Genomic DNA, 12,504 nt, shown 5'->3' with positions numbered 1-12,504 from the left:
GCAGTCTCAGAACAGCCGCTCCACCGCTTTTGTATTGACGCAGCTGCCTCCCTCCGCTTCCGTTCGGCTCGAAACAAAATCCGGAGGAAGCCATCATGTCCCAAGCAAAACGCATCGTTCTCGCCGCGCGTCCCGTCGGCGAGCCAAAGCCGTCCGATTTTCGCCTGGAGGAATTCGCGGTCCCGACGCCCGGCGCCGGCGAGATCCTGCTGCGCACGATCTGGCTGTCGCTCGATCCCTATATGCGCGGCCGCATGAGCGATGGTCCGTCCTACGCCGCACCGGTGCCGATCGGCGGCGTGATGGAGGGCGAGGCGGTCAGCGAGGTCGCGGCCTCCAGCAATCCGGATTTTGCCAAGGGCGACATCGTGCGAGCTCGTACCGGCTGGCAGTCGCATGCGATCTCGAACGGCAAGGGCCTGATCAAGGTCGATCCGAAACTCGGTCCGATTTCGACCTCGATCGGTGTGCTCGGCATGCCCGGCATGACGGCGTACACGGGCCTGCTCGACATCGGCAAGCCGCAAGAGGGCGAGACCGTCGTCGTCGCCGGCGCCTCCGGTGCGGTCGGCTCGGCCGTCGGCCAGATCGCGAAGATCAAGGGCGCGCGTGCAGTTGGAATTGCCGGCGGCAAGGACAAGTGCGACTACGTGGTGAAGGAGCTCGGCTTCGATGCCTGCATCGACCACCGCGATCCCGATCTCGCCGCCAAGCTGAAGGACGCCTGCCCGAAGGGCATCGACGTCTATTTCGAAAATGTCGGCGGCGCCGTGTTCGAGGCAGTGTTCCCGCTGCTCAATCCCTTCGCGCGTGTGCCGGTCTGCGGCCTGATCGCCCATTACAACGATACCGAGGCCAAGCCGCCGAAATGGGCCGGCAGCATGATGCGCGCGACCCTGACCAAGCGGCTGACCTTCCGCGGCTTCATCGTCTCCGACTTCGCCTCGCGCCATGGCGACTTCCTGCGCGACATGTCCGGCTGGGTCCGCGACGGCAAGGTCAAGTACAAGGAATTCGTCACCGAGGGCCTCGAGAGCGCGCCCGGTGCCTTCATGGGGCTCCTGAAGGGCGCCAATTTCGGCAAGCAGCTGGTCCGGGTGGGGCAGGATAAGGCCTAATCCCGCGGCCTGGAGCGTCTCCTGAGGGCCGGAGCGCGTTGTAGTTGCACCGGTGTCAGACCTCGGACATCGGTGGTTAATAAAGAGTGACCGATCGGCCACACTTGCCCGTAAAAGGCGCAGAGTGTGACCGAGGGTTCATTGACGTCCGGGCGAAGGCATTGAATTATCGCGCATATTTTAGGTGCTGCGATGATTGAGATCGGTATTTTCTGCGTAATTCTTCTGGCCGCCGGCTATTGGGCGACGATGTTCGTCATGGGCCGGCGCGACGACGTCATCCATGGCAAGTTTGTTCATGCCGAGGAGGGCGATTTCACCCAAGCCTCGATGCAGGCGCCAACGCCGCCATTCCCGAAGCGCCCGGTCAAGGCCGTTCGGCCTGCCAATATCCAGCCCGCGATCGCTGAAGCGAAGCCGGTGAACAGCGCCGCGCTGGAATCCTTGCTGGCTGCGATCCAGCAGGATCTCAAGAGGGTCGCGTAGCACGCTCAGACGCTGCCGCGCTCCACCAGGAACAGTTTTACGGCCACCCGCTGTTCGGGCAGTTCCGTGCCGGACAGGCGCGCCAGCAACAGCTCGCCCGCGATGCGCCCCACCGCCGCCGCATCGAACGAGATGGTGGTGAGGCCGGGCGTGATCTGATCGGCGACGTCGTTATCGCCGAAGCCGAGCACAGCGAGATCGCGCGGCACGGAAAGTCCGCGGGCGCGGGCCTCGATCAGTGCACCGGTCGCAAGCAAATCGTTGGCGCAGAACACCGCATCGACGCGGCCGCCGCGGTCGAGTAGGGCGGTGAATGCGGCGCGGCCATCGACCAGCCCCGTGACTTCGCCAACGAGGATCTCGTGCACGATTTCGAGCCCAAGCTCGGCCGCCGCCGCGCGAAAACCGTCGCGGCGCAGCGCCCCACGGCCGCTGCTGCGTCCGACGAAGGCGACGCGGCGATATCCGGCCGCGGCCAGCCTGCGCGCGGCCATCGCGCCGGCATCCGCATTGGGCAGCCCGACCAGCATGTCGATGGGATCGCGCGGAAACGCCCAGGTCTCGATCACGGGAATGCCGAGCTCGGCCAGCGCTGCGCGGTTCTCCTCGAGCTCGATCACGCCGGTGAACAGCACGGCTGCTGGGCGGATGCCGCGCAGCGACTGGATCATCGCGACTTCCTTGGCATAGGAATAGGAGGTCTGGCCGACCAGCACCTCGAAACCCTCGGGCTCCAGCGTCGCCGCGAAGCTGCGCACCGCGAGGCCGAACTGCTGGCTGAGGATGTTGGAGACGAACGCCATGACCACGTTCGAGCGGCCCGAGCGCAGCGCGCGCGCGTGCGGGTTGGAGGCGTAACCGGTCGCCTCGATCACTTCGAGGATGCGCTCGCGGGTCTCGCGATTGACCTTCTCAGGGTGGCGCAACACCCGCGACACCGTGATCGGCGACACGCCCGCGCGCTCCGCCACCTCCCCGATGCGCGGCGGCCGTCCGGTCGCGCTGGCGCGGCCGGGCGGCGCCGGAATGCGCACCACGTCGTCATAGCCTGGCTTTGCCGGATCGGTCATCGAATCCTGATCGGTGATGCAAGAGGAGGCTAATCGAACTCAGCCTGTCGTCATAACCTCCTCGCGCTTCAAGGCACGGCCGACCTGGACCAGGCAGTCGCCGCTCTGACTGTCGGTGTGCAGGCGCTGCGAGATCACGATGCCGTTGGCGGGGAAGCGCAGCACCTCTTCCGGCAGTTCGGGTCGCTCGAAGTCGTGATACCAGCCGGCGATGTCGCCGGCCTCGACGCGCGCGCCGACGGTGACGGCGGGCTCGAACCAGCCGCGCCGTGTCGCGAACACCGCCTGTGCGTGGCTTTGCAGCGCCAGCAATTCGGTGGCGCGCTCGACCGGCGCATGCGGCCCCAGCACCGGCGCCTGAACCAGGCCGAGTGCGAGCAGCAGCCGGTCGACCGCGCGCGCGGTCAGCGCCATGGTCTGCGGCGTGACGGTGCCGCCGCCGCCGAATTCGCCCGATAGCCCGATTGCGCCGGCGCGCGCGGTCGCCGCCATCGAGGTCGGCGCGGTCGCGCCGTTCTCGGCGACGAAGGCGAAGGGCATGCCGAGGCCTTCCATCAGGCGCAGCGCGTGGCCGAACATCTCGGGCGGGCCCTGCCGCTCGATCAGCGCGCAAGGCACGTGCGCCATCGAGGTGCCACCGGAGTGGATGTCGAACACGACGTCATGCCGCGGAAACAGCTCGTGCTCGAGGAAATGTGCCAGACGAAACGTCGGCGTGCCCGCGGCATCGCCGGGGAAGGCGCGGTTGAGATTGCCCTCGTCGAGCGGCGAACGGCGGCGCGCCGCCATCACGGCGGGCCAATTGGCAAAGGGAAGAATGGTGATCTCGCCCTTGATGGCGGCAGCATCGAGCCGGCGATACAGCCGCGTCAGCGTGATCTCGCCCTCATATTCGTCGCCGTGATTGCCGGCCATCAGAAGCAGCTTTGGACCGGCGCCATTCTTGATCCGGAAGATCGGGATCTTGAGCTGATAGTAGGGCGAGCGGTCGATCGAGAAGGGAATGCCGAGATGGCCGGACCATTTCTGGTCCTTCTCGAAGTCGATGTCGTGGAACAGTCCGGTATGCATGGGAGGCCTCGGGGCCGCGTCGTCGCCGACGCCGGCCGAAGGTTGGAAGAAACGCTCTTCAGAGCAAGGCGACCGCGGTCATCTCGACGCGCAAATCGGGATCGGCAAGGCGAGCCTCGACGCAGGCGCGCGCCGGCGGATTGGCCGGATCGATCCAGGCGTCATAGACCGAGTTCATGGTGTCGAAGTCGATGATGTGCGGCAGGAAGACGTTGACCGCGATCAATTTGGAGCGGTCGGAGCCGGCCTCCTTCAGCAGCGCGTCGATCTTGGCGAGCACCTGCTGGGTCTGCGACACGATGCCGGCCTTGCGGTCATCAGCAACCTGGCCGGCGATATGCACCATGCCACCAGCAGCAACCGCCTGGCTCATGCGCGAACCCACGACGTAACGTTTGATCATCTGAAAATCTCCTCGTGAAGGTGTGGCTCCCGCGACGCGCGCGGGAGCGTATGCTGGCTTACAGCGTCGGCAGCGTTTGCTCTTCCTTGAACCACTTCAATTGCAGCGCGCCGAGTTTGCCGTTGAGCTTGTTGAAGAAGATATCGGTGTTGATCCAGTTGAGCAGATTCTGCTCGCCCTGGCGCACGCCGACATGGGCCGGCGACTGGCGGATCAGGAATTTCAGCTCGACCTCCTTGGTCGGGTTCTGGTCCTGCACCTTGAGCGCGATGGCGCTGTTCTCGGCGAAGGTGTCGGCCTGTCCTGCAAGGTAGGCGGCGAGCGCGGCCGGCGTGTCTTCGAAGCGCACCAGCTTCACCTTCGGCGCGTTGTCGGTGAGCCAGACGTCGAGCGTCGAGCCCTTGGCCACGGCAACGCTGCGGCCGTCGAGATTGTCGGGCTTCTTGCCGGTGGCAGCCGGAATCGACTTGGCGCCGTAGACGCCGAGATTCACCACCGCGTAGGGCTGTGAGAACATCACCTGCTGGGCGCGCTCGGGCGTGGCACCGAGGCCCGCGATCAGGATGTCAATCTTGTCGGAGAGCAGGCTCGGGATCCGCGCGGCGCCGGTCACCGGCACGAGCTCGAGCTTCACGCCCATGTCGGCGGCGATCAGCTTGGCGAGATCGGCATCGAGGCCGGCGATCTCGCCCTTGTCGTCCTTGAAACCCCACGGCGCGGCATCGGTCAGGATGCCGATGCGGAGCTTGCCGGAGCCGAGCACGTCTTGCAGCTTGTCGGCGTGAGCAAGGTTCGGCGCAGCAATGACGGCGAGCGCGGTGACTGCGATCGCAAAGAGGGACTTCAGCTGTCTCATGACTCTCTCCTGGTGGCGGATGGCTGGGTTGATCATTTCGCGGAAGCGATGAAGCTTGCGAGCTCGGGGGTCTCGGGGTTGGCGAACAGTTTTGCTGGTGGGCCCTGTTCCCAGACGCGGCCCTGATGCATGAAGACGATGCGGTCGGCGACGTTGCGGGCAAAGCCCATCTCGTGGGTGACGAGGATCATGGTCATGCCCTGCTTCGCCATCGCCTCCATCACTTTCAAGACTTCGCCGACGAGCTCGGGATCGAGTGCCGATGTCACCTCGTCGAACAGCATGAGGTGAGGGGCCATCGCGAGGCAGCGCGCGATGGCGACGCGCTGCTGCTGGCCGCCGGATAGCTGCTCCGGCCAGGCGTCGATCTTGTCGGCGAGGCCGACGCGGGTGAGCACGTCTTCGGCGAGGGCGCGGGCCTTTGCCTTCTCGGTGCGGCCGGTGAGGAGCGGCGCGAGCGTGATGTTGCGCTCGACCTTCAGATGCGGAAACAAATTGAAGGCCTGGAACACGATGCCGACGCGCTGGCGAAACTTTTTCAGGTCCGGCATTTTGGCATGGACCCTCTCGCCCTCGACGCGGATCTCGCCGGAATCGACGCTCTCCAGCGCATTGATGCAGCGGAGCAGCGTCGACTTGCCGGAGCCGGAGCGGCCGATGATCGTGACGATCTCGCCTTCCTCGACGTCGAGCGAGACGCCCTTGAGCACCTCGACCTTGCCGAATGTCTTGTGCACGTCGCGGATTTCAACGAGAGCCATCGAGGCGGGCCTCCAGAGAGCGGGACCAGAGCGTGAGCGGCAGGCACAGCGCGAAATAGATCGCAGCGACCAGCGCGTAGGTGAGCAGTGGCTGGAACGTCGCCGCGCTCACCACCTGGCCGGCGCGGGCAAGCTCGACGAAGCCGATGATCGAGGCGAGCGAGGTGCCCTTGATGAGCTGCACCAGGAAGCCGACGGTCGGCGGCAGCGACAGCCGCAGCGCCTGCGGCGCGATGATGTGGCGGAATTGCTGCCAGGCCGAGAGGCCAAGGCAACTGCCTGCCTCCCACTGCGCCTGCTTCACCGCCTCGAGGCCGCCGCGCCAGATCTCGCCGAGGAAGGCGGCGGTGTAGAGCGTGTAGGCGACGGTGACGGCAATGATCGCGGGCACCTGGATGCCCAGAAACATCGGCATGCCGAAATAGAAGAAGAACAGCAGCCCAAGCAGCGGCACGCTCTGGATGATCTGGATGCACGCCGCCATGGTCCAGCGCAGGCCTACGAAACGGCTGATCCGCCCCATGGCAAGCCCGAGCGCGAGCGGCACTCCGAAGCCGAGCGCGAGCACGACCAGCGCGACGGTCCAGCGCAGGGCTTCAACGAGCGAGACGAGATCGATGAGGGAGAAGGATCGCATCGATCGCCCTCAGCGCCGCCGCGGCCAGCGGAAGGCCGCCGCACCGATGATGGCGAACAGCGCCTTGAACGACATCGCCATGGCGAAATAGACCACGCAGATCACCGCGTAGACCTCGAAGCTGCGATAGGTGCGGCTCTCGATGAAGCCCGCGACATGAAACAGCTCATCGGTGGCGACCTGCGAGGCCAGCGAGGTGCCGAGCAGCAGCAGCACGAACTGGCTGGTCACGGCCGGATAGGCGTTGCGCAGTGCCGGCGGCAGCACGATGTGCCGAAACACCTGCCATCCCGATAGCCCGAGGCACTGGCCGGCTTCGACCTGGTTGCGGGGGATGGAGTCGAGGCCGGCGCGGATGATCTCGACCGAATAGGCGCCGAAATACAGCGAGAGCGCGACGCTGGCGGCCTCGAACGCCGGCAGCTTCAATCCGAAGTTCGGCAGCACGAAGAAGACGATGAAGAGCTGGATCAGCGACGGCGTGTTGCGGAACAGCTCGATGTAACCGCGCACCAGCCAGCGCAGCGGCGTGATGTGGCCGTTCAGCGCGACCGCGCCGGCAACGCCGATCAGGAGGCCGCATACCGCCGAGATCACCGTCAGCTCGAGCGTGACGATGGCCCCGTCGATGAGCTGGTTCTGATAGCGCCAGAGCGGCAGGAAATTCATCGCTGCGCTCAGCCGAACTGGGTGGGGAGGGCGCGCGTCACGACGCCGTCTGTGTCGAGGGCGAGGATCACGCGCCAGCGGTCGAGGCAGGTGCAGGGATGTGAGATGCCGAAGGCGATGATGTCGCCGACGGCAAGCGCTGCTTCGGGCGCGACGGAGAGGAACGCGTGCTGGTCGTTGAGGCGTGTGACCGACAGGCTTTCGGCGAGCCCGTTCTGCTCGATGCCATCGCGGAACACGCGCAACGGCACCGGCAGCCCTTGGTCAAAGGAGGCATCGCGCATGCCGAAGCCGACGATCGCAAGCCCGGTCTCGGGGCGCGACAGCACTTCGGCCCAGAGCGTGAGTGCCGGGCGAAAACTGTCGGACGCAGAATGTCGTGCGCCGTTGATGACAAGACCGCCGCGCCGGTCGATCTCGGCGAAGGCGCGTGCATAGATGCCGTGATCGGCGAAGAACAGCGCGCCCGAGCGCAACAGGACGGTGGCATTGCCATCGGCCTGCGCGATCGGTGCGAGCGCGCGCGTCACGACATCGAAATAGGCCGAGCCGCCGGCGCTGACGATCAGCGGCCGACGCGGGGCGGCGGCGCGGACCATGGCGAAGGCCTCGATGGTGCGTTTCATCAGCGCCGCGATTGCGCGCATCGTTGCGTCGGCATCGGCTGTTGCAGCGGCGCCCTCATAGGTCGCGACGCCGCCGAGCACGAGCCGGTCGGCGGCGAGCACGGCCGCGATCGTCGCCTCGATCGCGGTGCGATCACGGGCGCCGGCGCGGCCCGCACCGAGCTCGACCAGCACGGACAATTCGCTGCATTTTGCGACCCGCGCCGCTTCAGCGAGCGCTGCGACTGCGGCCGGTGAATCCGCGAAGGCGTGAAACTCGACGTCGGGATAGGCGCCAAGCAGCGCGCCGAGCCGCCGGCCGGCCGCGAGCCCGCCGATCTCGTTGGCCAGCAGCAGGCGTCGCTCGCCGCTCGCGAGCAGCACGGCGGCCTGCTGGATGTTCGCGACCGTCGTGCCCCAGGCGCCGGCCGCACGCAGCGAGCGGGCGAGTTCCGGCGACATCGGCGTCTTGGCGTGGGGCGCAACCGCAACGCCGGCGCTCGCGCACCATGTCAGGAAGAGGTCGCGATTGGCCGCGAAGGCGGCCTCGTCGAGGGTAAGGGCGGGCAGGGCAAGATCGCCGCGCGAGGGTGACCATCGCTGACTGCCGAGGTCCTCAGGGGCCAGGCCATCGACCAGGGGAATGCCCCGAATGGTCGTCGAAAGGCGTTGGCCATCCCACCGGGACAAGAACTGCATCGTCGCTCCCTCGGCGGCCCTCGGCCGCTGAAGGGAACGATATCCCGGAATGACAACGTTGTCATTAGGCTCTTTTAGTCAGTCCCGGGCCATATTTGATGCAACGAGGTGTCGAGGTAGGCAATGGTGCTCGTCGCCTAGGCTAATGCTCGCTGCCCATCTGCACGAGCAGCTCCTCGATATCGACATCGACCTGGCCTGCCGCGCGGAGGTGACGAACCTCAAAGCTGTCGGGCTGGAAGCGGTATTCGACGAGGCCGGTCTCCTTGATCGCGATCCGATCCTGACGCGCGTCGTTGATCCTGAAGCCGGCCGACGGCGCCCAGATGTGGCGGGTGTGGCGCCAGGTGAAGTCGCGGCGCTGGTGCACGTGGCCGCTGGCGATGAGGCGCAGATCGATGGGCGCAAACATCTCGATCAATCGCGCGCGCGCCGGCTGCGGCACGTAGCGGATCGAGGTCTCCGGCGTCTCTGGGTCGTCGGGCAAATTGAGGAACAGCGGCTTGTGCAGGAACAGCGCGACCGGCTTGCCGTTCACACGCGCAACTTCCGAAGCCAGCCAGTCGAACTGCTCGGCCTCGAAGGCGAGGCCCGAATTCATCACCAGCGTGTTGAGGCCGATGAAGTGCCAGCCCGCGGCCTCGAACGACCAATGATCCTCGCCGATGATGTCGCAAAATTGCCGGCGGTGCGCCTCCGTGACCGGCGGTTTCGGCGCCGGCCCGATCGCGGTCGGATTGTCGCCGATGTCGTGATTGCCGGGGATGGTGCGGCAGGCGACGGGCAGCGCGTCGTGCAGGCTTTTCGCGAATTCGACATCGTCGCGACTTGTGGGCCCGTCGAAGGAGACGTCACCGGTGTTGATGACGAGATCGGGTCTGTTCGCATCGATGTGCTCGCAGACGCGCTGGAAGTTGGCGATCAGGCCGGGAAAGCGCCGGCCGAGATGCGTGTCGGAAATCTGGGTGAGGCGAAATTCGGACATGCACGAAGTATCGCGCGGCCAAACGTCGGAACGATGACGCGCACGCGTCATCCGTGATCGAACAAAGTTTAAAGCACGCGATAGCGGATAGTGTAGGCGTCCTGCTGCACGGCCGCGCCCGCGCCCGGCGAAGCGATGCGGTCGGCGAGATGCCAGGGGCCGAACTGCTCGGAGCGATGCGGTTCGGCGGACAGGCGGAGGCGGAATTCGAACGTGCCCTTGCCGGGCAGGTTCACGACCAGCACGCGGTCGGCGGTGCGGTGGTTGAGCGCCACCGCGCCGCGCAACACCGCGCGCCCGTCGGCGAGGTCGCGCACGCCGTCGACCAGCGCCAGCGTCTGGTTGCGGTCGGTGTGCAGCTCGATCTGGCTATCGGACGCCGCGGTCAGAGTCTCCCTGGGCATGCGGATCTCGAACTCGACCGCGGGTTTGGATGGATTGAGGCCGAGATAGGCCAGCGCGGCGTGGCGCATGTCGTAGGCGGCGAAGCCGAACAGGGCGACGGCGGTGAGCGTAGCCAGGCCATGCCTGACGACGTCGCGCCATGTGCGGTAGCCCATGCGGAAATAAACCGTCAGCGCCAGCGCAACTGCCAGCGCCGTCGCGATCCCTGATAGCGCCGACATCAGGATGCCGAGCTGGCCGTCAGCGGATTCGGCCAAAGAGCTCATCAGGCCGGCGATCTGGCTGAGAAGGGTGTTCATGGCGGATGCTCGCCTCAGGCCCCGAAAAGGGACCAAAATCGCTTTAACTATCGGTGGTTGGTCGCAAGATATGGAACGCCGGTTCAACTCGTTGATTGTCAGCGCCAGCGGTCGCGGCTAATGACGGCTCGCGGCATTCCGCCTTACGGGAAAGTTCCGATGTCCATCCAAATGGTCCTGCTGCCTGTCTTCGTGCAGGTCGGCCTTACCTTCGCGCTCCTGATCGGCATGGTGTTCGGGCGCCGGAAGGCGCTGGTCTCGGGCGAGACCAAGATCCGCGACATTGCGCTTGGCGAGCCGAACTGGCCGCAGGGCGCCACCCAGATCGCCAATTGCTACCGCAACCAGTTCGAGCTGCCGTTGCTGTTCTACACCCTGATCGCGCTGGCGCTGCCCTTGCGCCATGCCGATCTCTTCATCGTGCTGATGTCCTGGGTGTTCGTGGTGACGCGCTTTGCCCATGCCGGCGTGTTCGTCTCCTCGAACGATCTCGGCCGCCGCTCCACGGTCTGGCTCGCCGGTGTGCTGGTGCTGCTCGCGATGTGGATCTACTTCGCGCTGAAGATGCTGTTGCTGATCTGACGCTTGCGCGCCAATCCTGAACCGAAAGATTCAAATGACTCCCGCTGCCCGGCTGTCCGCAGCCATCGAACTGATCGACACCATCGAGAAGGACCGCGTGCCCGCCGCCAAGGCGCTGAAGGAGTGGGGCACCGCGCACCGCTTCGCCGGCTCGGGCGACCGCGCCGCGATCGCCGGCCTCGTCTGGGACGTGCTGCGCCGCTACGCCTCGAGCGCGTATCTGATGGACGCCGATACCGCACGCGCGCGACTGATCGGCATGCTCCGCCTCGAGCGCAACATGGACGCGGCGACCATGGCCGCCTTGTTCGACGGTGGCCGCTTTGCGCCGGCGCCGCTGACCGAGGCCGAGCAGGCGGCGCTCGCGTCGCGCTCCCTGAAGGATGCGCCGGCCGCGGTCGCGGGCGACTATCCGGACTGGCTTGATCCGTACTTTGCAAAAGTGTTTGGCGGGGACCGCATTGCGGAGGCAACCGCGATGGCGAGCCGGGCGCCGCTCGATCTGCGCGTCAACACGCTAAAGTCCAACCGCGACAAGGTGCTGAAGGCGCTGGCTCATCTTCATGCTGAACCGACGCCGTGGTCCGCAAACGGCTTGCGCATCGCGCTTTCGGCTGATGCGCGCAACCCCGGCGTCCAGGCGGAAGAGGATTTCATCAAGGGCGCCGTTGAAGTTCAGGATGAGGGATCGCAGCTGGCGGCCGCTTTGACCGCAGCAAAACCCGGCGAGCAGGTGATTGATCTCTGCGCCGGTGCCGGCGGCAAGACATTGGCGCTCGCGGCGATGATGCAGGGCAAGGGCCGCCTGATCGCGACCGACAGCGACAAGCGGCAGCTCGTACCGATCCACGAACGCCTGTCGCGCGCCGGCGTCCACAATGCCGATGTCCGCACGCCCAAGGGCGATGCCGATCCGCTGGCCGACATTCGTGCTTCAGCCGACCTCGTCGTGATCGACGCGCCCTGCACGGGAACCGGAACCTGGCGCCGCAACCCCGACGCCAAATGGCGCATGCGTCCGGGCGCATTGGAGATCCGCCTGCGGGACCAGGTCGAGGTGCTGGAGCGCGCGGTGCCGCTGGTGCAGACCGGCGGTCGCATCGCCTACATCACCTGCTCGGTGCTGGCGGAGGAGAACGGCGAGCAGGTGAGGGCGTTCATCGGCCGCCATCCGGAATTCGCGGTCGTGCCGCCCGAGCAGACCGCGAGCGTGCTCTGGGACAAGGCGGAAGATTTTGCGCAAGCCGCGATGCAGTCGGCGGAGGGCTGGCTGATGACGCCGCGCCGCACCGGGACGGACGGGTTTTTTGTCTCGATGTTGAAGAAGGCGTAGGTCCGTAGAGTGGGCAAAGCGTAGCGTGCCCACCATTCGCAGTGGAAAAGTGGTGGGCACGGCGCCAAGAACGCGCCTTTGCCCACCCTACGGCACCGCGTATGACGCGCCACCATCCCCACAAACAAAAACCCCGCGAACCGAAGCTCGCGGGGCTTTCTAAATCTGGCGCTCTGCCGGTACGTCCGTGGTCAGAACGCCATGGCGCGGGCGATTAGCCGACGCGGAGATTGTCAGCCGACGACTTGCCGCTGCGACGATCGGCGACGATGTCGAACGAGACCTTCTGACCCTCGTTGAGGGAGGAGAGGCCAGCGCGCTCGACGGCGCTGATGTGCACGAACACGTCTTTCTGGCCGTCATCCGGCTGGATGAAACCATAACCCTTTTGGGTGTTGAACCACTTCACGGTGCCCATAGCCATGGGAATTTTCCTTAGTTAGTTAGATGAGGGTACGCACGCGAGCCGGTACGCACCACTGCGCCCATAACCCTGATGAGTCGATGTTTTGGAGAAGTCATCTG

At 65.9% G+C, this 12,504-nt stretch carries 15 protein-coding genes; 4 read left to right on the top strand and 11 right to left on the bottom strand.

Annotated features, from left to right (window positions below):
* Positions 1–95: 95 nt before the first annotated feature.
* Positions 96–1,118 (top strand): NADP-dependent oxidoreductase, encoded by a 1,023-nt coding sequence (locus IVB29_RS25265; RefSeq protein ID WP_247506115.1) that lies wholly within the window; start codon positions 96–98, stop codon positions 1,116–1,118.
* Positions 1,119–1,310: 192 nt separating this feature from the next.
* Positions 1,311–1,604, top strand: coding sequence for a hypothetical protein (locus tag IVB29_RS25260; protein WP_247506114.1), 294 nt, complete (start codon positions 1,311–1,313; stop codon positions 1,602–1,604).
* A gap of 5 nt (positions 1,605–1,609) precedes the next feature.
* Here IVB29_RS25260 and IVB29_RS25255 read toward each other — a convergent pair whose 3' ends face one another.
* The 10 genes from IVB29_RS25255 to IVB29_RS25210 form a co-directional block, all read right to left on the bottom strand.
* On the bottom strand, positions 1,610–2,674 hold the full coding sequence (locus tag IVB29_RS25255; RefSeq protein WP_247506113.1) for a LacI family DNA-binding transcriptional regulator: 1,065 nt from the start codon (positions 2,672–2,674) through the stop codon (positions 1,610–1,612).
* Between the two features lie 39 nt (positions 2,675–2,713).
* On the bottom strand, positions 2,714–3,745 hold the full coding sequence (locus IVB29_RS25250; RefSeq protein WP_247506112.1) for a succinylglutamate desuccinylase/aspartoacylase family protein: 1,032 nt from the start codon (positions 3,743–3,745) through the stop codon (positions 2,714–2,716).
* Positions 3,746–3,803: 58 nt separating this feature from the next.
* The gene (locus IVB29_RS25245; RefSeq protein ID WP_027557462.1) at positions 3,804–4,148 is read right to left on the bottom strand and encodes a RidA family protein; all 345 of its coding nucleotides are present in this window, start codon (positions 4,146–4,148) and stop codon (positions 3,804–3,806) included.
* Between the two features lie 58 nt (positions 4,149–4,206).
* Positions 4,207–5,004, bottom strand: a complete 798-nt coding sequence (locus tag IVB29_RS25240; RefSeq protein WP_247506111.1) for a transporter substrate-binding domain-containing protein — start codon at positions 5,002–5,004, stop codon at positions 4,207–4,209.
* A 32-nt stretch (positions 5,005–5,036) separates the two neighbouring features.
* Entirely contained in the window at positions 5,037–5,765 is a 729-nt protein-coding gene (locus tag IVB29_RS25235; RefSeq protein WP_247506110.1) for an amino acid ABC transporter ATP-binding protein, read from the bottom strand.
* The gene (locus IVB29_RS25230; RefSeq protein ID WP_247506109.1) at positions 5,752–6,402 is read right to left on the bottom strand and encodes an amino acid ABC transporter permease; all 651 of its coding nucleotides are present in this window, start codon (positions 6,400–6,402) and stop codon (positions 5,752–5,754) included. Before IVB29_RS25230 ends, IVB29_RS25235 begins: the two co-directional genes overlap by 14 nt.
* Before the next feature lie 9 nt (positions 6,403–6,411).
* Positions 6,412–7,071: an amino acid ABC transporter permease gene (locus IVB29_RS25225; protein WP_247506108.1), complete on the bottom strand. Its 660-nt coding sequence runs from the start codon at positions 7,069–7,071 to the stop codon at positions 6,412–6,414.
* An 8-nt stretch (positions 7,072–7,079) separates the two neighbouring features.
* Entirely contained in the window at positions 7,080–8,375 is a 1,296-nt protein-coding gene (locus tag IVB29_RS25220) for an alanine racemase (RefSeq protein ID WP_247506107.1), read from the bottom strand.
* Between the two features lie 142 nt (positions 8,376–8,517).
* A complete protein-coding gene (locus tag IVB29_RS25215; RefSeq protein WP_247506106.1) occupies positions 8,518–9,360 on the bottom strand; it encodes a metallophosphoesterase in 843 nt (280 codons plus the stop codon).
* 68 nt (positions 9,361–9,428) lie between these two features.
* Complete coding sequence (locus IVB29_RS25210) at positions 9,429–10,064, bottom strand: acriflavin resistance protein (RefSeq protein ID WP_247506105.1); 636 nt, start codon at positions 10,062–10,064, stop codon at positions 9,429–9,431.
* A gap of 159 nt (positions 10,065–10,223) precedes the next feature.
* Between IVB29_RS25210 and IVB29_RS25205 the strand changes: the two genes are divergently transcribed.
* Positions 10,224–10,646, top strand: a complete 423-nt coding sequence (locus IVB29_RS25205) for an MAPEG family protein (RefSeq protein ID WP_247506104.1) — start codon at positions 10,224–10,226, stop codon at positions 10,644–10,646.
* 34 nt (positions 10,647–10,680) lie between these two features.
* On the top strand, positions 10,681–11,979 hold the full coding sequence (locus IVB29_RS25200) for an RsmB/NOP family class I SAM-dependent RNA methyltransferase (RefSeq protein WP_247506103.1): 1,299 nt from the start codon (positions 10,681–10,683) through the stop codon (positions 11,977–11,979).
* Positions 11,980–12,193: 214 nt separating this feature from the next.
* Here IVB29_RS25200 and IVB29_RS25195 read toward each other — a convergent pair whose 3' ends face one another.
* Positions 12,194–12,403, bottom strand: a complete 210-nt coding sequence (locus IVB29_RS25195) for a cold-shock protein (protein WP_008141931.1) — start codon at positions 12,401–12,403, stop codon at positions 12,194–12,196.
* Positions 12,404–12,504 lie beyond the last annotated feature (101 nt).

This window comes from Bradyrhizobium sp. 1 (assembly GCF_023073315.1).
Lineage (GTDB): Bacteria > Pseudomonadota > Alphaproteobacteria > Rhizobiales > Xanthobacteraceae > Bradyrhizobium.
This window is presented reverse-complemented; position numbering and strand designations above follow the sequence as displayed.

What these genes read in the sequence shown, in the direction of transcription:
- IVB29_RS25265 (WP_247506115.1), top strand. Translation starts at nt 96, where the DNA reads ATGTCCCAAGCAAAACGCATCGTTCTCGCCGCGCGTCCCGTCGGCGAG.
- IVB29_RS25260 (WP_247506114.1), top strand. Translation starts at nt 1,311, where the DNA reads ATGATTGAGATCGGTATTTTCTGCGTAATTCTTCTGGCCGCCGGCTAT.
- IVB29_RS25255 (WP_247506113.1), bottom strand. Translation starts at nt 2,674, where the DNA reads ATGACCGATCCGGCAAAGCCAGGCTATGACGACGTGGTGCGCATTCCG.
- IVB29_RS25250 (WP_247506112.1), bottom strand. Translation starts at nt 3,745, where the DNA reads ATGCATACCGGACTGTTCCACGACATCGACTTCGAGAAGGACCAGAAA.
- IVB29_RS25245 (WP_027557462.1), bottom strand. Translation starts at nt 4,148, where the DNA reads ATGATCAAACGTTACGTCGTGGGTTCGCGCATGAGCCAGGCGGTTGCT.
- IVB29_RS25240 (WP_247506111.1), bottom strand. Translation starts at nt 5,004, where the DNA reads ATGAGACAGCTGAAGTCCCTCTTTGCGATCGCAGTCACCGCGCTCGCC.
- IVB29_RS25235 (WP_247506110.1), bottom strand. Translation starts at nt 5,765, where the DNA reads ATGGCTCTCGTTGAAATCCGCGACGTGCACAAGACATTCGGCAAGGTC.
- IVB29_RS25230 (WP_247506109.1), bottom strand. Translation starts at nt 6,402, where the DNA reads ATGCGATCCTTCTCCCTCATCGATCTCGTCTCGCTCGTTGAAGCCCTG.
- IVB29_RS25225 (WP_247506108.1), bottom strand. Translation starts at nt 7,071, where the DNA reads ATGAATTTCCTGCCGCTCTGGCGCTATCAGAACCAGCTCATCGACGGG.
- IVB29_RS25220 (WP_247506107.1), bottom strand. Translation starts at nt 8,375, where the DNA reads ATGCAGTTCTTGTCCCGGTGGGATGGCCAACGCCTTTCGACGACCATT.
- IVB29_RS25215 (WP_247506106.1), bottom strand. Translation starts at nt 9,360, where the DNA reads ATGTCCGAATTTCGCCTCACCCAGATTTCCGACACGCATCTCGGCCGG.
- IVB29_RS25210 (WP_247506105.1), bottom strand. Translation starts at nt 10,064, where the DNA reads ATGAACACCCTTCTCAGCCAGATCGCCGGCCTGATGAGCTCTTTGGCC.
- IVB29_RS25205 (WP_247506104.1), top strand. Translation starts at nt 10,224, where the DNA reads ATGTCCATCCAAATGGTCCTGCTGCCTGTCTTCGTGCAGGTCGGCCTT.
- IVB29_RS25200 (WP_247506103.1), top strand. Translation starts at nt 10,681, where the DNA reads ATGACTCCCGCTGCCCGGCTGTCCGCAGCCATCGAACTGATCGACACC.
- IVB29_RS25195 (WP_008141931.1), bottom strand. Translation starts at nt 12,403, where the DNA reads ATGGCTATGGGCACCGTGAAGTGGTTCAACACCCAAAAGGGTTATGGT.